This is a genomic window from Acinetobacter sp. Res13-Abat-PEC15-P4-01, assembly GCF_015676285.1.
GTDB classification, from domain to species: Bacteria; Pseudomonadota; Gammaproteobacteria; order Pseudomonadales; family Moraxellaceae; genus Acinetobacter; species Acinetobacter nematophilus.
Genome location: NZ_JADAIN010000031.1, coordinates 102,792 through 125,587 on the forward strand (window position 1 = coordinate 102,792; position 22,796 = coordinate 125,587).

23 protein-coding genes are annotated in these 22,796 nt (G+C 39.5%); 15 read left to right on the forward strand and 8 right to left on the reverse strand.

Annotation, left to right across the window (positions count from 1 at the left end; all coding sequences use genetic code 11):
• Window positions 1-20: 20 nt before the first annotated feature.
• Window positions 21-587: a hypothetical protein gene (locus tag IMO47_RS11845; RefSeq protein WP_196075775.1), complete on the reverse strand. Its 567-nt coding sequence runs from the start codon at window positions 585-587 to the stop codon at window positions 21-23.
• A 216-nt stretch (window positions 588-803) separates the two neighbouring features.
• Between IMO47_RS11845 and IMO47_RS11850 the strand changes: the two genes are divergently transcribed.
• Entirely contained in the window at window positions 804-1,337 is a 534-nt protein-coding gene (locus IMO47_RS11850; protein ID WP_196075776.1) for a dihydrofolate reductase family protein, read from the forward strand.
• A gap of 31 nt (window positions 1,338-1,368) precedes the next feature.
• On the opposite strand, the gene IMO47_RS11855 is transcribed toward IMO47_RS11850, so the two are convergent.
• A complete protein-coding gene (locus IMO47_RS11855; protein ID WP_196075777.1) occupies window positions 1,369-1,908 on the reverse strand; it encodes a DUF924 family protein in 540 nt (179 codons plus the stop codon).
• A 211-nt stretch (window positions 1,909-2,119) separates the two neighbouring features.
• On the opposite strand from IMO47_RS11855, the gene gshA reads away from it, so the two are divergent.
• From gshA to IMO47_RS11870, 3 genes are all read left to right on the forward strand, one after another.
• On the forward strand, window positions 2,120-3,697 hold the full coding sequence (gene gshA, locus IMO47_RS11860; RefSeq protein ID WP_196075778.1) for a glutamate--cysteine ligase: 1,578 nt from the start codon (window positions 2,120-2,122) through the stop codon (window positions 3,695-3,697).
• Window positions 3,698-3,725: 28 nt separating this feature from the next.
• The gene (locus IMO47_RS11865; RefSeq protein ID WP_196075779.1) at window positions 3,726-4,220 is read left to right on the forward strand and encodes a disulfide bond formation protein B; all 495 of its coding nucleotides are present in this window, start codon (window positions 3,726-3,728) and stop codon (window positions 4,218-4,220) included.
• A 120-nt stretch (window positions 4,221-4,340) separates the two neighbouring features.
• Window positions 4,341-4,814: a hypothetical protein gene (locus tag IMO47_RS11870; protein ID WP_242052660.1), complete on the forward strand. Its 474-nt coding sequence runs from the start codon at window positions 4,341-4,343 to the stop codon at window positions 4,812-4,814.
• 54 nt (window positions 4,815-4,868) lie between these two features.
• Here the strand turns inward: IMO47_RS11870 and IMO47_RS11875 are convergent, their stop codons facing one another.
• On the reverse strand, window positions 4,869-6,200 hold the full coding sequence (locus tag IMO47_RS11875) for a hypothetical protein (protein ID WP_196075781.1): 1,332 nt from the start codon (window positions 6,198-6,200) through the stop codon (window positions 4,869-4,871).
• Window positions 6,201-6,443: 243 nt separating this feature from the next.
• Here IMO47_RS11875 and IMO47_RS11880 point away from each other — a divergent pair, with 243 nt between their 5' ends.
• The 7 genes from IMO47_RS11880 to urtE all read left to right on the forward strand — a co-directional run bounded on the left by IMO47_RS11880 (window position 6,444) and on the right by urtE (window position 15,043).
• Complete coding sequence (locus tag IMO47_RS11880; protein ID WP_196075782.1) at window positions 6,444-7,028, forward strand: YqiA/YcfP family alpha/beta fold hydrolase; 585 nt, start codon at window positions 6,444-6,446, stop codon at window positions 7,026-7,028.
• Window positions 7,029-7,044: 16 nt separating this feature from the next.
• Entirely contained in the window at window positions 7,045-8,925 is a 1,881-nt protein-coding gene (gene parE / locus IMO47_RS11885; protein ID WP_004826028.1) for a DNA topoisomerase IV subunit B, read from the forward strand.
• A 464-nt stretch (window positions 8,926-9,389) separates the two neighbouring features.
• Entirely contained in the window at window positions 9,390-10,679 is a 1,290-nt protein-coding gene (gene urtA, locus IMO47_RS11890; RefSeq protein WP_196075783.1) for an urea ABC transporter substrate-binding protein, read from the forward strand.
• A gap of 149 nt (window positions 10,680-10,828) precedes the next feature.
• Window positions 10,829-12,421, forward strand: coding sequence for an urea ABC transporter permease subunit UrtB (gene urtB, locus IMO47_RS11895; RefSeq protein WP_347339649.1), 1,593 nt, complete (start codon window positions 10,829-10,831; stop codon window positions 12,419-12,421).
• A gap of 4 nt (window positions 12,422-12,425) precedes the next feature.
• Complete coding sequence (gene urtC, locus IMO47_RS11900; protein ID WP_196075785.1) at window positions 12,426-13,496, forward strand: urea ABC transporter permease subunit UrtC; 1,071 nt, start codon at window positions 12,426-12,428, stop codon at window positions 13,494-13,496.
• Window positions 13,496-14,332, forward strand: coding sequence for an urea ABC transporter ATP-binding protein UrtD (urtD, locus tag IMO47_RS11905; RefSeq protein WP_004826035.1), 837 nt, complete (start codon window positions 13,496-13,498; stop codon window positions 14,330-14,332). The genes urtC and urtD overlap by 1 nt, the downstream gene beginning before the upstream one ends.
• 12 nt (window positions 14,333-14,344) lie before the next feature.
• Window positions 14,345-15,043, forward strand: coding sequence for an urea ABC transporter ATP-binding subunit UrtE (urtE, locus tag IMO47_RS11910; RefSeq protein ID WP_196075786.1), 699 nt, complete (start codon window positions 14,345-14,347; stop codon window positions 15,041-15,043).
• Window positions 15,044-15,105: 62 nt separating this feature from the next.
• Here the strand turns inward: urtE and IMO47_RS11915 are convergent, their stop codons facing one another.
• The 3 genes from IMO47_RS11915 to IMO47_RS11925 form a co-directional block, all read right to left on the reverse strand.
• Entirely contained in the window at window positions 15,106-15,846 is a 741-nt protein-coding gene (locus IMO47_RS11915; RefSeq protein ID WP_196075787.1) for a hypothetical protein, read from the reverse strand.
• Between the two features lie 234 nt (window positions 15,847-16,080).
• Window positions 16,081-16,605, reverse strand: a complete 525-nt coding sequence (locus IMO47_RS11920) for a GNAT family N-acetyltransferase (RefSeq protein ID WP_196075788.1) — start codon at window positions 16,603-16,605, stop codon at window positions 16,081-16,083.
• 111 nt (window positions 16,606-16,716) lie between these two features.
• A complete protein-coding gene (locus IMO47_RS11925) occupies window positions 16,717-17,439 on the reverse strand; it encodes an outer membrane protein OmpK (protein ID WP_196075789.1) in 723 nt (240 codons plus the stop codon).
• Between the two features lie 500 nt (window positions 17,440-17,939).
• On the opposite strand from IMO47_RS11925, the gene IMO47_RS11930 reads away from it, so the two are divergent.
• The 4 genes from IMO47_RS11930 (at window position 17,940) to IMO47_RS11945 (ending at window position 20,596) form a co-directional block, all read left to right on the forward strand.
• Window positions 17,940-18,293 (forward strand): HPF/RaiA family ribosome-associated protein, encoded by a 354-nt coding sequence (locus IMO47_RS11930; protein ID WP_004826046.1) that lies wholly within the window; start codon window positions 17,940-17,942, stop codon window positions 18,291-18,293.
• 177 nt (window positions 18,294-18,470) lie between these two features.
• Window positions 18,471-19,013: an ankyrin repeat domain-containing protein gene (locus IMO47_RS11935; RefSeq protein ID WP_196076155.1), complete on the forward strand. Its 543-nt coding sequence runs from the start codon at window positions 18,471-18,473 to the stop codon at window positions 19,011-19,013.
• A 15-nt stretch (window positions 19,014-19,028) separates the two neighbouring features.
• Window positions 19,029-19,796 (forward strand): transporter, encoded by a 768-nt coding sequence (locus IMO47_RS11940; RefSeq protein WP_196076156.1) that lies wholly within the window; start codon window positions 19,029-19,031, stop codon window positions 19,794-19,796.
• A 128-nt stretch (window positions 19,797-19,924) separates the two neighbouring features.
• Window positions 19,925-20,596: a glutathione S-transferase family protein gene (locus tag IMO47_RS11945; RefSeq protein WP_196076157.1), complete on the forward strand. Its 672-nt coding sequence runs from the start codon at window positions 19,925-19,927 to the stop codon at window positions 20,594-20,596.
• An 18-nt stretch (window positions 20,597-20,614) separates the two neighbouring features.
• Here the strand turns inward: IMO47_RS11945 and IMO47_RS11950 are convergent, their stop codons facing one another.
• Both IMO47_RS11950 and IMO47_RS11955 read right to left on the reverse strand, forming a co-directional pair.
• Complete coding sequence (locus IMO47_RS11950; RefSeq protein ID WP_196076158.1) at window positions 20,615-21,802, reverse strand: GGDEF domain-containing protein; 1,188 nt, start codon at window positions 21,800-21,802, stop codon at window positions 20,615-20,617.
• 180 nt (window positions 21,803-21,982) lie between these two features.
• Window positions 21,983-22,585, reverse strand: a complete 603-nt coding sequence (locus IMO47_RS11955) for a GGDEF domain-containing protein (RefSeq protein WP_196076159.1) — start codon at window positions 22,583-22,585, stop codon at window positions 21,983-21,985.
• Window positions 22,586-22,796 lie beyond the last annotated feature (211 nt).

Sequence of the window (22,796 nt, forward strand, 5' to 3'; positions counted from 1 at the left end):
CTAAACAAGTTTCTTTATCTTTATTGCTTTGATGTTACCGTATCAGGCTGTGGTTGTAGTACCTGTCCTGTCGGACCAACACCATATTTTGGTCCCAGAGATTGCAAAATCAGACGAGCATCAAAGGCATCGTTGGGTGAAGATTTCTTATCTTTATAACATTCGATGGTATAGGAAATCTGTACGGGATCAATATTGACGACTTGTGGCATATCGTAAAATGGATCATTCCAGAACATTGGATGGCGTCGATAGCCCCAACCATAGGGATAGTAGTTTGTGGATGGATAAACCACCGTTTTGCGCGGAGGCTGTTGGCTTCGATTACTTGGGTCGTCTAGAACTTTGAAGAAGGTGAAACCGTTTAATAGGGTGGTTTGAGCAGCTTTAACAAGATTAATTTCTTCTGCGGTTCCAAAACTCATATTGCTATTGCCTTGAAAACTAATGCGATAGCTATGGTCATTGAGCGGCACAGTGGTGTACTGTCCAAGTTGATCAAAGGTGCGTGGTTTGTTTGGCGTCGTGGCACAACCCGTGATGGTGAGCACAGCGACGATCGTCAGACCCATCAGTGTTTTTTTCATCTGTTGCTCCTTGTCCATTTTTTGGGATGGAAGTGAATAAATTTCTATGTGCTATAGTGTTCTAAGTTGATGGACTGACAATGAATTTCAAGAAGATTTTTGTTAATTCTCCATAGGAGAGAAGACTATAATTTGAAATTAGTTCAATTCCGAAATTGCCCTAGGCGCACCTATCAAGCGTTGAGTATTAAATATAAATCAAGTGTAGAGAATTAAATGACGATTCAGATTAGAGGTTATATTGCCACCAGTGCAGATGGATATATTGCAACGCTTGATGGATCGGTGGCGTTTTTGACCCCATTTCAAAGTATTGACTGCGGGTATGACGATTTTATCAAAGAGATTGATATTATTCTGATGGGACGTAAAACTTATGAGGTGATATGCTCTTTTGGTACAGAATGGCCATATCCTAATCAAAAAGGCTTTATTGTAAGTTCCAATCCCCATTTAACATTATGCGATTCATCTCTTTCAGTATGGACAAATGGAGTCAGTACTTTAATTGATCATCTTCAGCAAAATTATTCTGGTAATGTGTGGGTAGTTGGAGGAACTCAATTACAAAATACATTAATAGAACAAAACCTTATCAATCGGTTAGATGTTTTTATCATGCCTGTTTTATTGGGAAGTGGTATTCCTCTATTTCCTCGCTTTAATACAACTGAACGCCAATTAAAGTCATTACAGGCGGAAATGATTGAAAATAAAATCATTAAGCAAAGCTATGTTTTTAGTGGCTGATGCAATATGAATTTTACATCAGCCAGACCGATTAAAAGCTGCTATTGGGTTGCTTTAAAAACTCAATTTCTTCAGCAGTTGAGGTTCTTCCCAAAATTTGATTACGATGTGGGTAACGCCCAAAACGATCAATAATCAGTTTATGCTTTTTCTCAAAGTCCAGATTGATGGGATTGCCCAACGCTTCAAAAAGCTGCAAAGCCTGAGCATGAATAATTTTCGATTCACTGTGCATAAATGGCATATACAAGAATGAACGTTGTTCAGGTTTCAACGCTTGATCTAATTTAAGCTGAATCGTTTCTTGTGCCAATGCAAGTGCAAGAGCATCCTGAGCAAATGCATTGGCTTGGTCACGATATAAATTACGAGAAAATTGATCTAGAACAATAATTTCAGCAAGACGACCTTCGGCTGTTGCCCGCCAAGTCCACAATTCACACTGTTTGGCTTGATCTAATGTATGTACAAAGCGCTCACGTAAAATTTGATCAAATGCATCACTTTTGGCGAACCAAAAAGGTTGAGTTTCTGCACTAAACCAAAAATCGATAATTTCTTGATAATTCATAATGTTTACAATTCTTTATTGGTGATTTTTCTATACAAACACAAATTTCAGATGTCTTGTAGTTGAACTTTGTGATAAAAACTTTTTTCGAAATAAAGTGAATAATTCATTTAAAACAACGATGGTTATACGTGTATATCGATAAATAACGTTATACTGCGCGCATCGAAATATTTTATTTTAAAAAATTCTTTAAGATAAGTGAGTAAGTATGAGTCAACCCAAAACGATTTCCCAATTTCTTGTGCCAGATTGGGTGGATTCTACCTTATTCAAAGGGATGTTGCGTGGCATTGAACGTGAAAGCCTGCGTATGCAGAATAATGGCTTTTTATCACAGGCCGATCATCCTCGTTCTTTAGGTTCTGCTTTGACGCATCCGCATATCACGACAGATTATTCGGAAGCGTTGATGGAGTTTATTACGCCTCCCAAAGCAAGCATCAGCGAAGCTTTAAATTTTTTAACCGATATACATGCTGTGGTGAACCGCCATTTAGAAAATGGTGAAAAGCTTTGGACTTTGTCTATGCCTTGTATGCTAGATGAAAAAGAAGAAAATATTCGTTTGGCACAATATGGCACATCTAATATTGGTCAATTTAAAACACTCTATCGCCATGGTTTGGGTATTCGCTATGGTCGCCGGATGCAGACGATTTCAGGTGTACATTACAATGTTTCTTTTCCTGATATTCTATTTGAACAATTGCAACAGCATGAGCAAGACGATGCATTAAAAGAACTCAGTCTGCAAGATTATCGCAGTCATCGTTATTTGGGACTTATTCGTAACTTTATCCGTTTAACGCCGTTGGTGATGTATCTGGTCGGTGCAAGCCCGTCGGTATGTAAGTGTTTTATGACTGGGCGTGAGCACCAGTTATTGCCATTAATCAAAGGAACTTTGTTCTTGCCTTATGCGACTGCCTTGCGGATGGGGCGTTTTGGCTATCAAAATTCTGCACAAAAGCAACTCGGCATTCACTACAACAATTTAGACAGTTATGTGGCTGAACTTCAAAAAGCAGTGAATTCTCCTTATGCACAATTTAGCCGTTTGGGTCTAAACAATGCTGCGGGTGAACCGATTCAAATCAATGATCATGTATTACAGATTGAAAATGAATACTATAGTCTGGTTCGTCCTAAACAAGTCCCACAGGCGGGTGAAACGCCATCACAGGCCTTGGCGAATCGTGGCATTGGTTATGTTGAATTACGTGCTGTAGATGTCAATCCATATAGTGCAATTGGTATCAATGAAGATACAGCAGGCTTCTTGGAAGTGGTTGCCTTGTATTGTTTGCTTCAAGACAGCCCAGATTTATGGGATGAAGAACAAGATTTGATTGAACAAAACCAAACTGAAGTGGTCAACCGCGGACGTGCGCCGAATGCCAAAATTATTGAGGCAGGTACAGAATATCCATTGTTGGAATGGTTGCAGCAACATCTCGATGCCATGCAGCCACTTGCAGCGCTATTGAACCAAACCTATTCAACACATTTATATGGTCAAGCACTCGATGTGATGCAGAAAAGGATTGATGATGTTGATGAGACTTTATCAGCACAAGTCATTGCCGATACGATGGAATATGGGGGAACATGGAGTTTTGGTGGTCACATGGCAAATCAGCATATCGAAAGTTACGAACAACATGTATTAAGTCCTGAAACTTTAGCGTATTTTGAGGGTCTTACTCAAACTTCTCTCACAGAACAACAGCAACTTGAACAAGATACAAGTATAAGTTTTGAAGATTATCTGAGTAAATTTAGATAAGGTATTGATGATATAACGAGGAAGTTCCATGCAATGGCGTAGTTATCGCTTCGTAAGTGGTCTTTTATTTTTAGCAAGTGTGGTCGGGATGTCTTTTGCACTCTATTTAGAGCATGTGCAGGGGCTTGAGCCATGTCCACTTTGCGTATTTCAACGTATTGGGTTGATTGGTCTTGGACTGATCTCTTTGATCGCATTTTTACATCATCCTAAAAATAATGTATTTAAACGCATTTATAGTTTCTTGGGTCTGGTTGCAATTTCTTGGTCAGTCGGTGTTGCGGCTCGCCATGTGTGGCTGCAAAACCTGCCTAAGGACCAAGTGCCAAGTTGTGGTCCTGGTTTGGACTATTGGGTGAATACCTTGCCTTTAAAAGCTGTTTTTGAAAATGTGCTAAAAGGTTCGGGTGAATGTGCAATGGTGGATTGGACCTTTTTAGGACAGTCTTTACCTGTGTGGTCTCTGCTGTTCTTTAGTGTATTGGCATTGATTAGCCTGTGGCAGTTATTTAGAAAGTACTGAAATGTAAAAGGAGTTGGTATTGACCAGCTCTTTTTTATCTTATTCAATTACAAACACAGTCAATATTGTCGTATTAAAATGATCAATCATAAAATATATTTAAGTTGTCTTGGCGCAATTGTGTTTTGTATTTCTGTACCTGTTTTAGCCAAGGCTCCTCTACTTGCTGGTCAAGAGGTATCCTGCGAATTTAAATCCGAATTTGACGACACCATCCCTGCGGATGTTTCCTATATCAAGTTCGGTGCTCAGCCTTTTAAAGTGTTTAAGACCAATCCTGATTTTTTTTCGAGTCATGTTGAAGACTGCCAATTACATCGTGGTCGATACTATGTGCTGTCCGTATCTCAGAGTCATCCTGCAAGAACACTGGCACAGTCTTTGATTGAAGTGACACAATTTGACTTAAACGGTAAAAAAGTCGATCAGAAATTTTATAATCAAGGTTGGACCTGTGAGTTAACACAAGGCTTGATTGCAAAAAATCAAAAATTATTCATTGATACACAATGTACAGAAAAATCAAATTTTGATGAATATGGTGAAATGCGTGATCCTAAACAAAATAAGTCCTATCGAGTCGAAATCAAATAATCTAAAAAAAGCTGATTCAACATCAGCTTTTTTTATGCTTGGATTTAGGCACAATCAGGTTTCCACAATGCCCTGCATGCTTTCCAGCTTGATCAGATACTTCCGGATTTGTTCTTCAGCCAACTCATCATGATGCGGATAGAACCATTTGGCGATTTGTTCTGAAACCAAGGGATGATATTGAATATCAAAATGGTTCAGTCCGTAGAATACTGCTTTGTGAGATTCTGGCAGTTTGAGCTGAAAACGTGGATTAGGATGTTCGCCTAGAGCACTCTTTACACTGACCAAATAATCACCAATGACTTTGAGGGTTCGATTTTTACGATTTTCAAACTCTAGGGTTCCAGCAATTAAAAAGGTGTTGATGTGTGAGGGGAGTGGCGCAGGTTTACGGTTGTCATCCATCAGACCGATCCTTGCATTATTATGTTCCCAGTCATCATCACGCACACTGCCATAGCGTAAGTCCAATATCCCATTGCTACGAATATTCACCACATGACTGATGATTTTGACAATCGGAAAATGCCCTATCTTTTCTTGAATTGCAAAGCCAAAGCGTTCTAAAACCGCACCATGATGTGGAGAGCCGATACAGACCAGATTTTCAACCATGTGAAACCATTGATGCATATTTTGCTTGCCATAAAATAAGGCACTTCGACTCACCAACCCCCCCATACTATGTCCGATCAAATCAATACTGGTAATGCGTGGATTACGTTTGATGAGGTCTTCAAGCAGATTGGCTAAAGAGCGACCATTGGCTGAAATTCTTCGACCGGTGTTGTAATGGAAATATAGCATGGTGTTGTTATCACGCTGTGCCAGTAATTTTTCCCCGATACCGCCATTACCACGATTACTCCAGTCCTGATAGTTCATACATAGACCGTGTGAAAAGATCACCACACGGCCTGCCAAGTCGCCTTGTTGTAATGCACCATAATGGTCGTAGAGGACAGGAGAAAGTGCTAATGGATTATGGGTCGCCAAAAGATAATCGCCGAGTACGCCATTTAAAGCACTGACTAAAAAGGTCATATGCGCATTAAGCGGTTTATCATGTAGGTTTGGGAAACGTTCAATGGTTTTACGGAGTACGGGTGCCAACAGATGGCTACCGTAATTTTGCAAAGCGTTATAACCGAATTTATAGAATTTATCGACAATTGGACGAGACTGGAAACGTTTAGCTTTTTGCTTACTTAAACCGAAAATACTCAGTAACATTTCACGTTGAATTGATTGGATGAAGTCCTGAACGACACCACTGAGGGGCGTACTGACTAACTGCGCTAAGCCTTCTAGTACGTCTGCCTGACTTGGAGGCGAGCGGTCCCACTTACAATAGGTTTCGTGTAAAGGGGTTAAGCTTGGCATTGTTATTTCCTCATCCATATTGATCTGGAACAAAGACTTTATTTTTGCTCTAGATCCCTGTATAAATTCATAGGCAATCATCTTATCTTGTTCATCCTGAACACTATTTAAAATACCGATAATTGCATTAAAGTTTTAATTTTTTGTCGGACAATATCCTCACATATACAAATTAAAACAATTGTGTGATTTAGTTCACATTAAAAATTAAAACATCCGTGGTGAAAAATCAATCCGTTTTCAATGAATATTATTTATTTACATGGTTTTAAAAGTAGCCCTTTGTCCATAAAAGGGCAACAGCTAGCCGACTATTGTCGCTACCATTCATCGCATCGTGTGCATTTACCTGATTTAAATCAGCATCCACACGATGTTTTAACACAAATATCGGCTTATATTGAGCAATACTCAGATGTGGTGTTGGTGGGAAGCAGTCTAGGCGGGTTTTATGCGACACAGCTGGTCGCAAAATATGGTGTACCTGCTGTTTTAATTAATCCGGCTATGCGACCATGGCAATTGTTTCGTCAGCTCTTTGGGACGGAATATATGCCTTACCAGGTGACTGAACAATGGACACTGGATGATGTCCAATTGGACTACTTGGAAGAAACTGCTGTACCGTTTGTGCAAGATGCAGACAAAATAATGGTGTTATTGCAACAAGGCGATGAAGTTTTGGATTATCGTGAGGCAGAACGGTATTATAGTACAGCGCCACATACATCCTTGATCATGACAGAAATGCATGGTAATCATGCGATGGAAGATTTTGCAGATAAAATTCCCATGATTGTGGAGTTTTTATCTTACTCCGTAAAATAAAAGGAAAAACTTAAACGTGTCTCAATATACGGCCCAATCACTTGAAGTATTATCTGGCTTAGACCCTGTGCGTCGTCGTCCAGGCATGTATACAGATACCACGCGTCCAAACCATTTGGCGCAAGAAGTTATTGATAATGCTGTCGATGAGGCACTTGCAGGGCATGCCAACAAAATAACTGTCACGGTATATAAAGACGGTTCTTTATCTGTTGAAGACAATGGTCGTGGTATGCCTGTCGATATCCATCCTGAATATGGTCAAAGCGGGATCGAAATTATTCTGACCAAATTGCATGCAGGTGGTAAGTTTAGTACAGACAATTACCAGTTTTCAGGCGGTTTACATGGGGTCGGAATTTCTGTTGTAAATGCCTTGTCTGACCGTGTCGAGGTTGAGGTTCAACGTCAGGGCAATCTTTATAAAATGGCTTTTGAACGTGGCGAACCTGTCGCGCCTCTAGAAGTTCTGGAAGGTAAGGTTGCCAAGCGTGCAACAGGGACAACGGTACGTTTTTGGCCTGAAGCCAAGTATTTTGATTCGCCTAAATTTGCGCTTAAAGCTTTAAAGCATAATTTAAAAGCCAAAGCTGTTTTGGCTGCGGGTTTGCAGATTAATTATATTGATCAGATCAATGACGAGAAAATCGAATGGCAATTTGAAAATGGTTTAGTCGACTATTTGATGGATGAATTGCAAGACCGTGAAATTATTCCTGAACCTGCTTTTGTTGCAACAGGCGAGGCTGAGCGTGCCAGTGCAGAATTTGCAATTTGCTGGAATATCGAAGGCGGAGAACAGATTCAGGAAAGTTATGTCAACTTGATTCCAACTGCACAAGGCGGTACGCATGTGAACGGTTTACGTTCAGGGGTGACTGATGCAATGCGTGAATTCTGTGAATTGCGTAACTTATTGCCACGTAATATGAAATTGTCAGCAGAAGATGTTTGGGATGGCGTGAATTTTATTCTCTCACTTAAATTCCAAGAACCGCAATTTTCCGGTCAAACCAAAGAACGGCTTTCAAGCCGTGAAGCATCCAATATTGTTTTAAATATTGCTAAAGATGCTTTTGCGCTGTGGCTCAATCAGAATGCTGAAGTTGCAATGCAACTGGCTGAAATCGTGATTGCGAAAGCTGGTCGCCGTTTAAAAGCAGCGAAAAAAGTTGAACGTAAAAAAATTGTGGCAGGTCCGACATTACCTGGAAAATTATCAGATTGTGTAGGGCATACACTTGAAGAATCAGAACTTTTTATCGTGGAAGGGGATTCAGCAGGCGGTTCTGCCAAACAGGCGCGAGATAAAAATTTCCAAGCCATTATGCCAATCCGTGGAAAAATCTTAAATACTTGGGAAGTATCTTCTGATGAGGTCTTGGCTTCTCAAGAAGTACACAATATCGCGATAGCGATTGGTGTTGATCCGGGAAGTGATGATCTTTCAGAATTGCGTTATGGTAAAATTTGTATTCTTGCCGATGCGGACTCTGATGGTTTACACATCGCAACTTTATTGTGTGCCTTGTTTGTGAAGCATTTCCCTGCAATGGTGGATGCCGGGCATTTATATGTAGCGATGCCGCCTTTGTATCGAATAGATGACAATAAAGACGTTTATTACGCGTTGGATGATGATGAGTTAGAAGCTATCTTAAAGAGAGTAAAGTCTAAGAACCCACAAATTACCCGATTTAAAGGATTGGGAGAGATGAACGCAAGCCAATTGCGTGAAACGACTTTAGATCCAAATACTCGGCGCTTGGTTCAACTTGATTTGGATGATGCACATCATACCGCAGGCTTATTGGACAAATTATTGGCAAAGAAACGTGCCAGCGATCGTAAAGACTGGTTAGAGCAAAAAGGTAACCTAGCAGATTTAACCGTTTAAATAGCATTTGGCTTGCTGAAAACTTTAGGTAAAAAAATGAGGTCTTGCAGACCTCATTTTTTATTGGTTTTTAATTCAGATTGCCCAATCTATCTGCTTTTCAAAGTATAGGATACGGTCCATTTTTCATCCTGGCTTGCCAGAGTCAATCTGCACTCTATTTGCTCATTTTAAAGTAAAAAAATCGCACTTAATTTGATCAGTATGGCTTTTAATCTGGCATTTTTAGATTCGCTACATCTGGTTGTTTAGTCTATCTGTTGGCTATGGGTAGAGAATGGTCTACCCCCTTTGGCAAAAAAAATAGCACCTGTAATTTCATTGATTTTCATCATGTTATTGCTTCTAAAAAGTCATTCAAAAAAAAGAAATTTTCGACTTGGCATAAAAATTGAATCCAGCCTGTGAGGTATGAACAAAATCATGCATTTAAAAATGCACCAAAAGGTTTGGAGAAAAAAATCATGTTCCAACAAAAAATGTTTTCAAAGACACTGTTAGTTGCTGCAATGATGGGGAGCATGGTATTGACGGGTTGTTCAAAGCCTGCGGATAAAACCGACGCGAAACCAACAACCGCAGAAAACAAGGCACCTGCTACAAGTGGTGACACGATCAAAGTCGGCATTTTACATTCGCTGTCAGGAACGATGGCGATCTCAGAAACATCGCTTAAAGACACCGCATTGATGACCATCAATGAAATTAATGCTAACGGCGGTGTGATGGGGAAAAAACTTGAACCTGTGGTGGTTGATCCAGCATCGGATTGGCCCCTGTTTGCAGAGAAAGCACGTCAGTTGATTACCCAAGACAAGGTTGCGGTGATTTTTGGATGTTGGACATCGGTATCACGTAAGTCGGTACTTCCAGTCGTTGAAGAACTGAATGGTTTGTTATTTTATCCTGTGCAGTATGAAGGACAGGAGCAGTCTAAAAATATTTTCTATACAGGTGCTGCACCCAATCAACAAGCGATTCCTGCGGTTGAATATTTGATGAGTGATGAAGGGGGTAAAGCGCAACGTTTTGTTCTTTTGGGGACGGACTATGTCTATCCTCGTACCACCAATAAAATCTTACGTGCATTCTTAAAGTCAAAAGGTGTGGCTGATGCCGACATTATGGAAGAGTACACCCCTTTTGGTCATAGCAACTATCAAACCATTGTTGGAAATATTAAAAAATTTGCCGCAGGAAAGAAAACAGCGGTGATCTCAACCATCAATGGTGATTCCAATGTGCCGTTTTATCGTGAATTGGGCAATCAGGGCATCAAAGCTTCAGATATTCCAGTGATGGCTTTCTCTGTAGGTGAAGAAGAATTACGCGGTATTGATACCAAGCCTTTGGTCGGACATCTGGCATCTTGGAACTACTTCATGTCTGTGAAGAATCCTGTAAATGCAGAATTTATCAATAAAATGAAGCAGTACGCAGTGGAATATAAATTGCCAAACGCGAATAAATTGGTGACCAATGATCCAATGGAAGCAACTTATGTCGGTATCCATATGTGGAAACAAGCTGTTGAAAAGGCTGGAACAACTGATGTCGATAAAGTGCGTGATGCAATGGCCGGTCAAACGTTCAAAGCACCTTCTGGTTATACCTTAAGTATGGATGCCACCAATCATCACTTACACAAGCCGGTCATGATTGGGCAAATTCGTGGCGATGGACAGTTTGATGTGGTGTACAAGAGCCCTCAACCGATCAAAGCCGAACCGTGGAGCCCCTATATTCCTAAATAGGCATTTTACGACCCCAAAGCTTGCTGTTGTTCAGCAAGCTTAACCCATGATCGAGTGTCATTGTATTTCAACAAGAATAGGGGGAGTTGCGTATGTCGATCAGACTAAGTTTTGCAACACTTTTTTTTATGATTTTCCAGTTGTTCCTGATGCAAACGATTGCTGCTGAATCTTTACATACGGATCAAACGGGTGCTGCTTTAACCACACAAAAAACCACATCTCATGATGATGCAATTCAGCAATTTGTACGTGGGGATTTTGCCAGCCGTCGTGCAATGCTCAATCAATGGCCGGCCAGTATTGAACAACTTGACCAATTGGTTGCTTATGTTGAAAAAGATGAGCTTTATACCGATAGCTCAGGCAAGACCTATCTGATGAAAGAGGGCGATAAATTATTCAGTTATCCTGATGAGCAGGCAATAACGGATTGGCCGGGTGATTTAAATCAAGTGACGCTGGTTAATACTTTGCACAAAGCATTAAGCTTTGCCCAAGCAAAAATCAAATTACAGTCTACCGATATTTCACAGCGTCTTGCTGCGATTGATATTTTAGAAAATAACTTAGATGAGCTGGATATAAAAATGATCAATCAGCTTTATCTTGATGAAAAGAACAATAAAGTGAAAGCGCGTTTAGCTCAATTAAAAGCCAGAATGGATTTTAATAGTCCTGACACTTTAACCAAAATTCAAGCTGCTAAAACCCTGCAGGATTCTAACCGTCCTGATGTTTTAGCCATTGTTGAACAGGCACTCACACAGCCGGATCTAAATCCAGAATTAAAGTCGGCATTGGTGAATGCGCAAAGCAGTATTAAAACCCGGATTCAAGCCAGTGAATGGACAGGACATGTTTTTTCAGGTTTAAGCACCGCGAGTATTTTATTGCTTGCTGCACTTGGACTTGCAATTACCTACGGCTTACTGGGTGTTATCAATATGGCACATGGTGAGCTGATCATGATCGGTGCTTATACCACCTATGTGGTGCAGAGTTTGTTTAAAACACATTTGGGAGCATATCTGGATTGGTACTTGATTGCGGCAATTCCTGCTGCATTTCTCGTCAGTGCCTTGATTGGCATGCTGATCGAACGAATCGTCATCCGCCCCTTATATGGACGTCAATTGGAAACCTTACTGGCGACTTTTGGTGTCAGCCTTATTTTAATGCAGTTGGTGCGCATGGTTTTTGGTGCCCAGAATGTTGAGGTATCCAATATTTCATGGCTTTCAGGCGGGATCTCAATTACGCCAAGTTTGATGCTGCCCTACAACCGTATCGCAATCATTGTATTTACCGTTGCCGTACTCCTGCTACTGGTTTATCTGCTTAACAAAACCCGATTTGGATTATTTGTTCGTGCGGTGACACAAAATCGCCAAATGGCTCGTGCGGTCGGGATTCGTTCAGCACGTATTGACATGATGGCATTTGGACTGGGTTCAGGGCTTGCAGGACTTGCAGGCTGTGCTTTGGCACAAGTCGGTAATGTAGGTCCAGATTTGGGGCAAAACTATATTATTGATGCTTTCCTTGTTGTTGTGGTTGGTGGTGTTGGACAAGTTTGGGGGGCAGTTTTAGCTGCATTGGGGCTTGGCGTCAGTGGAACAATTCTCGAGATCGGCGTGGGTGCTGTACTGGCTAAAATTATTCTCTTGGTGCTTGTGATTTTGTTTATTCAAAAACGTCCACAAGGTTTATTTGCCATCAAAGGTCGTTTTGTGGAGTAAATATATGAAAATCACCTCATTACTTTCAGATAAGCCCTATAGCGCAACCGCGATCGCAATATGTTTTGCGGTAATGTTAATTTTACCCTGGTTCCATGTATTGCCACAGGATTCAGGTTTACATCTTTCCGCTTATTGGGTCACTTTGATCGGCAAAATCATGTGCTTGGCTTTGGTTGCGCTGGCTTTAGACTTGGTCTGGGGCTACGCAGGCATCCTGAGTTTAGGGCATGGGCTTTACTTCGCCTTGGGGGGCTATGCTTTTGGTATGTACTTGATGCGTCAGTCGGCAGGTGATCAACTTCCTGACTTTATGCGATTCCTCAGTTGGACTGAATTGCCTTGGTATTGGGTAGGGACCCAACATTTTGTTTGGGCGCTGGCTTTAGTGATTCTAGTACCTGGTGTGATTGCATTTGTTTTTGGATTTTTTGCTTTCCGCTCCAAAATCAAAGGGGTGTATTTTTCAATTATCACCCAAGCCATGACCTTTGCCGCAGCCTTGTTGTTTTTCCGTAATGAGACAGGGTTTGGCGGCAACAATGGTTTTACAGGTTTTAAAACTATTCTGGGCATGGACATAACCTCCGCCTCTATGCGTGCCACATTATGTTTTCTGACAGCCTTGGTCTTGTTACTCAGTTTTATCGGTTTACGCAGTTTAATGAATAAACCTTATGGTCGAGTACTTGGAGCAATCCGTGACAGTGAAAACCGTTTGCAATATCTAGGTTATCGCACTCTGTGGTACAAACTGTCTGCATGGGTGATTTCAGCGGTCATTGCTGGGATTGCAGGTGCACTGTATGTCCCACAAGCAGGGATTATTAATCCAAGCGAAATGAACCCCGTCAACTCCATTGAAATGGCTGTCTGGGTTGCTGCAGGTGGACGAGGCACGTTAATTGGACCAATTCTTGGTGCAGGCTTAATCAATGGAGTGAAAACTTATTTTACCGTGGCCTATCCCGAAGCATGGTTATTGATTCTAGGGGCACTATTTATTGTTGTGACTATTTTCCTCCCGAAAGGTGTGATTGGGTTATTTGAACGTTTCAAAAAAGGAGATCACTAATGTCAGCGCTCTTATCAGACTTAGGTTTAAATGCTCAGCATGGTGGTCAAATTGGTGAAGGCTACGGTCGACCTAAAGCCGAGGGGGCCGATTTTAGCCATGGTATTGCGCTGTACTTAGAAAAAGTCAGCGTATGGTTTGATTCCTTTCGGGCCTTAAATGATTTGTCTCTTTATATTGAAGAAGGTGAATTACGCTGCATCATTGGTCCAAATGGCGCTGGAAAAACCACACTGATGGATGTCATCACAGGCAAAACCCGTCCAACAGAAGGCTCTGCTTTTTTTGGTCAAAACTATGATTTAGCCAAAATGAGTACCGAGCAAATTGCTGAAGCCGGGATTGGTCGCAAGTTTCAAAAACCGACTGTATTTGAAAATTTTACGGTCATGGAAAATCTGTTGCTTGCCGCACCTAAAGATAAAACGGTGAAAAAAAGTTTCTTCAGTAAATTAAGCCCTGATGCTCAGTTGGCATTAGACGAATCTTTACAGCAGATTCGTCTGCAAGAGTTTATCCAAAAGCCAGCCGGCTTATTGTCACATGGACAAAAACAGTGGCTTGAAATCGGGATGCTGTTGATGCAGCGTCCAAAACTGATTCTGTTGGATGAGCCTGTTGCAGGTATGACCGATGCGGAAACTGAACGTACTGCTGAATTGTGTTTGGAATTAAAAAAGAATCATACTTTACTGGTGGTTGAGCATGATATGAGCTTTATCGATACCATCAGTGAAAAAGTCACCGTACTTGCGCAAGGTGCAATACTCGCTGAAGGCACATTGGCAGAAGTGCAGGCGAATGAAGATGTGATTGAAAAGTATTTAGGGCGCTAAGGGGGACATATTATGTTGCAAGTGAAAGACATCAATCAATTTTATGGCGGAAGCCATATTCTCCGTGATGTTAGCCTCAATGCGCCAATCGGTGAATGTTCGGTGGTTTTGGGGAGAAATGGTGTAGGAAAAACCACGTTATTAAAATGTTTGATGGGAATCTTGCCAATTAAGTCTGGTCAGATTCTCTTGGATGGTCAAGATATTGCCAAAATGAGCCCTGAACAGCGGGTGAGAGCAGGGTTGGCTTATGTTCCGCAAGGGCGGGATATTTTTTCTACATTGACGGTAGAGGAAAATATTTTGATCGGCATGGCAAAATTTTCCGGCGCAAAAACCCGTAAAGTTCCTGAGCATTTATATGAAGTTTTTCCAGTCCTCGATGAAATGAAACATCGCCGTGGAGGCGATTTATCAGGGGGACAGCAACAGCAATTAGCCATTGCACGAGCTTTGGCCTCAGAACCCAAAGTACTGATCTTAGATGAACCGACCGAAGGGATCCAACCGTCAATCATCAAAGATATTGGGCGGGTGATTCGAAAACTAGCAGATCGTGGGGAAATGGCGATTGTATTGGTCGAGCAATTTTACGATTTTGCCGAGGAGCTGGCAGATAACTATACCGTTATGGCACGTGGTCAGGTGGTTGCACAAGGCATTGGTGCAGAAATGCCTGTAAAAGGGATTCGTGATTTAGTTGCAATTTAACAAAATCGTGAAAATCTTTTGTTCACCTCCCTCAACAAAGGGAGGTGGGATTAAGCCCTATATTATCGAGGTTCAACTTTCTGATAATAGCCCGTTGATGAAACATTCATACCAAAGCCACAATCGGTCTGTTCAGTTAATTCTTCTACTTCAATAAAATTTCCTAAAGACGGGCTATAAGTAAAATTGATGGCAATTCGACAATTTTTATAACGATAGCTTGCTTTCTTCGCTTGAAGAGGCATTTCTGTTTCAAACTCGCCAATATTAGGGCCATAAATTAGGCTTCGAGGTCCCATCCATAAACCAGTGAATTCAATGTGATATTTTTGATCACGCTTTTTAACATTAACCCGGTTCCACTCACCAAAACCTGCATAACTGACATATTCTCCGGTAAAGTCATTATTTGCTTGAGGGACTGCTAACTTTTTTAAATTAAATTGACTGGTTTTTGTGGGTTTGATTTGAAACCATGCTCTTGCCCATAATGGTTTATTGAGTTTGCTATACGTTAAACCCACATTATTATTGGCAATGTCGATGTCATTGTCTGAAACTTGGATGCCCGTCTCTTCTTGACCAACCGACTGACAAAAATCGCTCCAGGATGCTTGCTTTTGAAACTGATCAAGCGCTTTTTTATAGTTTTTCTGGTCGTAAAATTTTTGTCCCAATTTACGATATTGACTGAGTTTGGCACAGCCCTGTTTTACATTTGGTTCATTGTAATCATCAGCATAGCTTGATGTATGAAGGGTCAGAGCCAATGGTGCCAGTAGGCTGATTACAATTTTATTCATAGATGCTCGGAAATTAGGCAATATTATTCATTGTTATACAACAGATTTTGGAAAAGCCAAAAATAAACTTTGCGATTTATTGTGTATAACTCATCTTCAATTCTGATCGGGTGGCTATTTAATCTTAGAAAAGTTAGGGATACTCAATAGACTCAATTCAAATATTGGGGGAGCACTCTTAATTCAGCAGATTTGCTGAAAAGAGATATTCAATTTGATAGAAACTTAATTTTTTTAATTTAACTCATTCGGTGAGTTGTCAAAATTGAGTTGCATCCATACCAAATCACGCCACATGCCAAATTTCTGACCAACCTGAGGCATATATCCAGTTTGGGTAAATCCCAGTTGTTGATGTAGATAGATTGATGCTGCATTTTCGTGATCGATTGCGGCTACCATCACATGTACGCCTTGCTGTTGGGCATGTTCAACGAGTTTGAGCATGAGACGTTTACCTAGCCCCTGTCGTGCATAAGTTGGATCAATATAAACAGAATGCTCTACAGTTTGCTTATAGCCATTAATTGCTCTGAAACTCGAATAATCTGCATATCCTGCAATCGCGTGTGTAGAGATTTCTTCTACCACAAAAATCGGGAATTGATTTTGTTCTAATTCTAAAAACCATTGTTGATAATCATCTAAGGTTTTTAATTGACTGTTCCAAGTGGCTAAACCTGTTTTAATTTCTTGATTATAAATATGCATGATCTCAGGCAGGTCTGAGATTTTAGCAGGACGGATCTGGAAATTCATGGATCTCGATCAAAAGAAAATTTGTCTGTTTATTTTAAAAAGATTTATTTTTAAGGGCAATAAAAAAGCAAGGTTGAAACCCTGCTTTTTCATCAATATATAAACAATCAATTAAAAGTGATATTTCACAAGTGCACTGACATTATTTTCATCTTTGCCAGGGACACCATATTTATTGTGCCATACAGAATGTTCCACACCAAGGTACAGGCGAGTATCTGGAGAGATGTGCTTACCAGCATTCCATTTCCATTGTGTGGTCCAATTCAATTCACTTGAGTGAGCAACTTGATCTTTCTCTGCAGTTGACCAATCTAGGAAACCATCTACGAGAAACTCTTCAGAAGCAATTTTAAATGGAATTCCATAAGTAAATGTCAATTGGTAGTCATCTTCTTGGATTTCATTATTGGCACGATAGAAGTTTAACTGTGCGTATTGGAAATATGGAATTGCTAAATCTACACCCACGCCATAGAGGTAATTGTTCATATCTTTACCCCCTTCCCAAGTGGTTGCGATCAATACATCTTTGATTGGGCCAAGTTCAAGTTTTTTTCCTGAAACTGCACCTAAACTGAGACGTGGTGAAACCTCAAAATAAGTGTCTGATTGACCACCACTGTGAGTACGGTCTGCAAATGCAAAAAAATCACCGTATTTTAGCTTTGCAGCATACTCAAAAGTGATTGTAGATTGTTTTTCATCTGGCGTTAATTCATAGTTTTCACCATACAGACCAGTAATACTGAAATCTTGCCAAACTGGCGCAGCTTGAGCCAAAGTTGCAGTTGAAGCGATTGCACAAACCGCAGCGAGATGTGTAAGTTTCATGAAAAATCTTTCCCCCCAAGAAAAGCGCTTCAAGGATACAGATTCCGCGATAAAAATAAAGCTAAAAATAGATGGAATGTAAATAAATATGTAAACATCAAGTAGGAAAGTGTGCTGAAAAGGTGAATCTAAAAATAAATTGAAAAATGAACTTTTGGATTTGATCCATCTGCATAGCATGATATGAAGTTGATTGATTTACTCAGGATTGATGCTAAAAAAATTAAAAAAATCATTAAATTATAAAGTAAAGTAACAAGATGTCATTTTTCATATTGTTTTCATAAAAAAGTTAAAAATCCGCTTGCATATTTTTCAATATGGCCTGATATTGAAGATATAAGAACACCTGTCTGCAGATCATTAAAAGTGTTCATCTTTCCAATAGAGGAGTTCAGGTTCCAATTTATTGAAGGTGAAAAGCTGTTTTAAACAGTAGGCTTTGAATGAGCCAAAAATATAAGTTTTGCACTGTTTTAGATGAAAAAAGAGGTTTTTTTATGAATATTGAAATCCGTACAGATAAAAATATTAGAAATAGTGATCGTTTAATTACTTACGTACGCGACGAGCTAAATCAAGAATTCCAACGTCATAGCGAGCGTATTACCCAGTTTTCAGTTCATATCAGTGATGAAAATGGGGACAAAGGTGGGGATGATGATATTCAATGTATGATCGAAGTGAAAGCGGCAGGTCTAAAACCGGTGGTAGTAAAACATCGCGCTAAAAATATAGATCTTTCATTACATGGTGCGATTGATCGTGTAAAACGCAGTTTAGAGCATGTTTTGGAGAAAACTGAAAATCCGCGTGGTGGTAAGTTAGAACTTGCAGATGCAGATGAAGCATGAGTATAAAAAAGGCCTTCGGGCCTTTTTTTATGAAACAAAAACAAAAAGAGCGATGCACTTTGTCATAAGTTAACAATAAATGCCATTTAAACCAAAAAAATGAAGGATTAAATTTTTTCAAAACTATTTTTAAAATATTCGTCATAATATTGATAGGAATAGAATAGTGAGATCAAAATGTTATCAGCACAACAACAAGTCTTTATACAGGCTTTAGAAGATTTAGACCTTGCTCAAGTTAAACGTTTGCTCGCAGATGGGTTTGACCCTAACTTTATGGAGCCAGAAAAAGGACCAGCAGTATCTATCTGGTCAGATGGATTATTTAAATGGTGGGAAAAAGTCTGTGATGCTTATGAAGCAGGGCAACCCTTAAGTGCAGAACAGAAAGCTCAAGATTTACAACCGCATTTAGATATTTTAGATGCTTTGATTCATGCCAAGGCAAATTTTTATTTATGGGATGCAGAAGAGTGCTATGGTCCTTTATGGGACGCAGCAAGTGCCGCATGTGTGCCCGTAATTCAAAAGCTGTTAGATCATAAAGTTGATCCAAATACCAAAGATGATGAAGGTAAAACCATTTTGTCATCGATCAGTGATTTGTTCTTTGATTGTGAATTTGATCAAATAGATTGGTCTCAGGCTTTACCTGAAGAGAAAGAATCTTTAGAGTTACTACGTAGTCGCGGTGCGAAAATGTCCAAAGAATTATCGTAAATTTTGAGTCTTCATATGGCAATTTTAAATAGAATCACACTAGCCCTTGCTTCGAGTCTAAGTATAAGCGCAATGGCAGCAGAATTTTCTTTTGATCGTCCTGGATCAGGTTTTGGAACAGGAATTACTCCCGTAGGTCAATTGGCCTGGGAGCAGGGTTTACCGAGTGCAACCTATACTGAAACTCGAGTAGATGGTGCAAAAGCAAAAACTGTGACCCTCAATGGCGATATGCTACTTCGTACAGGTTTAACCTCAAGTATGGAGTTGCAGTTAGGTTGGCAAGGTCCGGCTTGGACACAAACCAAGTATAGAGGCATGAAAGATGATGACTCAGGTTTGGGTGATGTTTCTATTGGAATTAAAAAAGCCATTGATTTAAAAGATGATAAGTTGTCTATGGCGATCTTGGCGAAAGCATTGATTGCAACCGGGAATGATGGTTTTTCTGAAGAAGACGATATTTACAGTATCGGAACGTCTTTAAATTACCATTATAACGATTTGGTCAATACGGGCATCACCATGAACTATGCAGTGCAAGACGGGCACTGGTCAGTCACAGCAATTCCTACAGTAGGCTATAAAATTGCCGGCAATCTTTCAGGTTTCTCAGAATTTGTTTATTCGAAAACTGAAAGCAAAAGCTATGAATATGGTCTAGGTTCAGGTTTGATCTATGCTGTGAATCAACGTACTCAGCTTGATGGCAGTATCGGTGTAGATTTAAATGGGCGTGATCGCAGCTATAAAGCAGGTTTGGGTATTTCTTATTTATTCTAAGTCATACCGTTCAGAGAAAAAGGAGCAGTTAAACTGCTCCTTTTTTGTTGCTGAGTTTTTATACTTTTAGACAGGCGAAAACCTCGCTATGCTTTTATTGAAGCGTATATAAATAGAGGAAGATAAAAATGCTAGAACTTTTTATTGGTGATAAAAACTATTCAACTTGGTCCATGCGACCTTGGCTGGTGATGCAACATTTTAACATTTCCTTCATGGAACGCTTAATCCCTTTTGATCACTTTGCTATGGACAGTCAGTTTAAACAAAGTATTTTAAAAATTAATCCTACAGGAAAAGTGCCTGCACTGATGGATGATGGCTTTTTAATTTGGGACTCTTTGGCGATCTGTGAATATCTTGCTGAGAAATTTCCCGAAAAAAAATTATGGCCACAGGAGATCAAACAGCGTGCACGTGCTCGATCTATGTCTGCGGAGATGCACAGTAGCTTTACTGCACTACGCAGTACATGCGGCATGAATATTGATGCAGATTTAAAAGAGGTGGGTTTAAAACTCTGGCAAGATCATTCGTTACAGCAAGATGTACATCGTATTTTACACTTATGGTCTGAACGCCCACAGCTTGATGGTTTTTTATGCGGTGAACACTTTGGTATTGTTGATGCATTCTATGCACCTGTTGTGATGCGTTTCAAGACTTATGGCATTCCTGTGCCAGACAACGGCCAGCGCTATATTCAAAAATTATTGACGGTGCACGCTGTACAACAATGGGTTGCAGAAGCTAAAGCTGAGTTTCGATTTGTAGCATGTGAAGAACAATATCGAACATGATCTGCCTGAACACCAACATTAAGCGATTTCGTTGATCGGTGTGTGATACAAGCGCACTTGATTACGCCCTGATTGTTTTGCCTGATAGAGTGCTTTATCTGCGAGGTGAATGACTTTACTCACATTGTCATCGTCAACAGAAGTGGCGATGCCAAAACTTGCAGTGAGTTGTACATAATGATGATCAAGCGATTCAAGGACTTGATTTTGTATGGCCAAGCGGCAACGTTCAGCGATTGCTTGAGCAACACTTAAAGAGGTTTCTGGTAAGGCAATAATAAATTCTTCTCCGCCATAGCGTGCGACAATATCGGATAGACGAATATGTGAAACTAATAGCTGAGCGACTTGGCATAATGCTTCATCACCAAAGTGATGACCATATAAATCATTGATTTCTTTAAAATGGTCGATATCAATTAAGATAATTACATAATGGGTTTGTGCTTTTTGGATCGCATCAAGTTTTTCATTGAAAAAGCGGCGATTATATAAATTGGTCAATGGATCTGTTTCACTGAGTTTTTTGATTAAAGACTCCCTATGTCGCCATTGTGAAAGTAAAATTTCACATAAAACTAAACCTACAATTAAAATAGGAACAATAAAATACAGCATGGAACCTACCCAAAACAGATTGTCATGGCGATTATTCTCTAAGATGCGTGTACTGAAGATTGGTGCATAAGGAATGATGTGCCAATAGGTCAAGAACATCATTGAAATATAAATCACCAAGGCGGTTACAAGCTGGATATAAATAATTTTTCGATTAAATAAAATCAGCCCCAAACCTGAAATACATACGAATGCAAATACCGTGGCTGGGCTATAGATACCCACTAAAAAGCCATCTGCCAGCATTAAAACAATAAAAATGTTGATAACAATATGGGGTAAATAAGTATTTGCCCATTTCTTATCTTGAAAAAAATAGCAAAATGCGATCAGGAAAAAAAGTAATATGGTTGAGGCGGTATTGAGAATCAGTTGTGAGTGGATCAGTGAGATATTCACCCATTGCCAAATTTCTGGATTCAATACAATAAAGACTTTCCATGCAATCCAAGAAAATTGTAAAGCGATCGTGAGAAAAAGGATCAAAATACATTTATGTAAACTGGTCCAATTCATGATGATGTTTGAATCAAATTGTGTTTTCAGTTTTTTTAAAAAAAGGTTAATGCCTAAATTTGATTCTGCCATCCATATTTATTCCTCTATTTTGTCAGTCAGTCATAATTGTATATTAATGATATTTTCTAAATTATAATGACTATAATCTATGTTAACAAAACATTCTTATACATGATTTGTTAAAAACTTTTATAAAAAAACCAACATTAAAACCGGCGTTTCAATGATTTAAAAACATCTTATATCTTATTAAGATCGAACTCCTGTACTTGAATAAAATTGATGACGATTGGATTTTGCTATGTACAGTGCTTCATCAGCCTGTTGTAAGACCGTATTGCTCATACTGTCCTGTTTCGAAACAGAAACGCCAGAACTGCTTTGAAGTGACAAAGTTTTGTTGTTAATTTTAAACTCGTGGTTGTTGATCAAATCCGTTAAACGCAATGCAATTTGCTGAGCCTGGGCTTGGTTGACATCACTTAAAATTAGAATAAATTCGGACTCACTATAGCGACCGATCAAATCTGTTTCGCGAATATTTTGTGATAATTCCACAGCAATAGCTGCCAATACTTTATTTGCAGTCTTTAAACTATATTGCGTTTTAACCGTATTCAGATTATCGACGCTCAACAAAATAATCCCATAATGAGTATCATTTTGAGGATGCAGTTCTTTTAAATAGCTGTTAATTGCAAATTGGTTATATATACCCGTCTGTGGATCAATTTCTAACTCATGATTGGCAGGATTTTTATGGATAAGTTTAGCAATAAAAGAATGTTTCAACACTTGATTGAATAATGAGTGAATTTTACGCCGTCTTTCAGAATAAATTTTATTACGCATTGTCTAATCCATCCGTACTTGGATTTTTATTTTGTGATTCTGAGAATGTATCAATTTATTCAGTCAAACTCAAATTTAAGTTGCTGTAAATAATTGATGAATATAAACATAATTTATAAAAGGGTGACTAATTTTGCAGTAAAAGTTAACAATATAAAAATAGTCGTATTCTCTTTAAACGAGAATTAAAAAATAAGCATTTAGATAAAAG

Bases quoted from the DNA above. Each gene is read 5' to 3' on its own strand.
- urtB (WP_347339649.1), top strand. From the start codon at position 10,829: ATGCAAACGATTGCTGCTGAATCTTTACATACGGATCAAACGGGTGCT.
- urtE (WP_196075786.1), top strand. From the start codon at position 14,345: ATGTTGCAAGTGAAAGACATCAATCAATTTTATGGCGGAAGCCATATT.
- IMO47_RS11915 (WP_196075787.1), bottom strand. From the start codon at position 15,846: ATGAATAAAATTGTAATCAGCCTACTGGCACCATTGGCTCTGACCCTT.
- IMO47_RS11845 (WP_196075775.1), bottom strand. From the start codon at position 587: ATGAAAAAAACACTGATGGGTCTGACGATCGTCGCTGTGCTCACCATC.
- IMO47_RS11880 (WP_196075782.1), top strand. From the start codon at position 6,444: ATGAATATTATTTATTTACATGGTTTTAAAAGTAGCCCTTTGTCCATA.
- IMO47_RS11865 (WP_196075779.1), top strand. From the start codon at position 3,726: ATGCAATGGCGTAGTTATCGCTTCGTAAGTGGTCTTTTATTTTTAGCA.
- IMO47_RS11920 (WP_196075788.1), bottom strand. From the start codon at position 16,605: ATGAATTTCCAGATCCGTCCTGCTAAAATCTCAGACCTGCCTGAGATC.
- urtD (WP_004826035.1), top strand. From the start codon at position 13,496: ATGTCAGCGCTCTTATCAGACTTAGGTTTAAATGCTCAGCATGGTGGT.
- IMO47_RS11955 (WP_196076159.1), bottom strand. From the start codon at position 22,585: ATGCGTAATAAAATTTATTCTGAAAGACGGCGTAAAATTCACTCATTA.
- IMO47_RS11935 (WP_196076155.1), top strand. From the start codon at position 18,471: ATGTTATCAGCACAACAACAAGTCTTTATACAGGCTTTAGAAGATTTA.
- IMO47_RS11940 (WP_196076156.1), top strand. From the start codon at position 19,029: ATGGCAATTTTAAATAGAATCACACTAGCCCTTGCTTCGAGTCTAAGT.
- IMO47_RS11950 (WP_196076158.1), bottom strand. From the start codon at position 21,802: ATGGCAGAATCAAATTTAGGCATTAACCTTTTTTTAAAAAAACTGAAA.
- urtC (WP_196075785.1), top strand. From the start codon at position 12,426: ATGAAAATCACCTCATTACTTTCAGATAAGCCCTATAGCGCAACCGCG.
- IMO47_RS11925 (WP_196075789.1), bottom strand. From the start codon at position 17,439: ATGAAACTTACACATCTCGCTGCGGTTTGTGCAATCGCTTCAACTGCA.
- IMO47_RS11875 (WP_196075781.1), bottom strand. From the start codon at position 6,200: ATGCCAAGCTTAACCCCTTTACACGAAACCTATTGTAAGTGGGACCGC.
- IMO47_RS11855 (WP_196075777.1), bottom strand. From the start codon at position 1,908: ATGAATTATCAAGAAATTATCGATTTTTGGTTTAGTGCAGAAACTCAA.
- IMO47_RS11945 (WP_196076157.1), top strand. From the start codon at position 19,925: ATGCTAGAACTTTTTATTGGTGATAAAAACTATTCAACTTGGTCCATG.
- IMO47_RS11850 (WP_196075776.1), top strand. From the start codon at position 804: ATGACGATTCAGATTAGAGGTTATATTGCCACCAGTGCAGATGGATAT.
- gshA (WP_196075778.1), top strand. From the start codon at position 2,120: ATGAGTCAACCCAAAACGATTTCCCAATTTCTTGTGCCAGATTGGGTG.
- urtA (WP_196075783.1), top strand. From the start codon at position 9,390: ATGTTCCAACAAAAAATGTTTTCAAAGACACTGTTAGTTGCTGCAATG.
- IMO47_RS11930 (WP_004826046.1), top strand. From the start codon at position 17,940: ATGAATATTGAAATCCGTACAGATAAAAATATTAGAAATAGTGATCGT.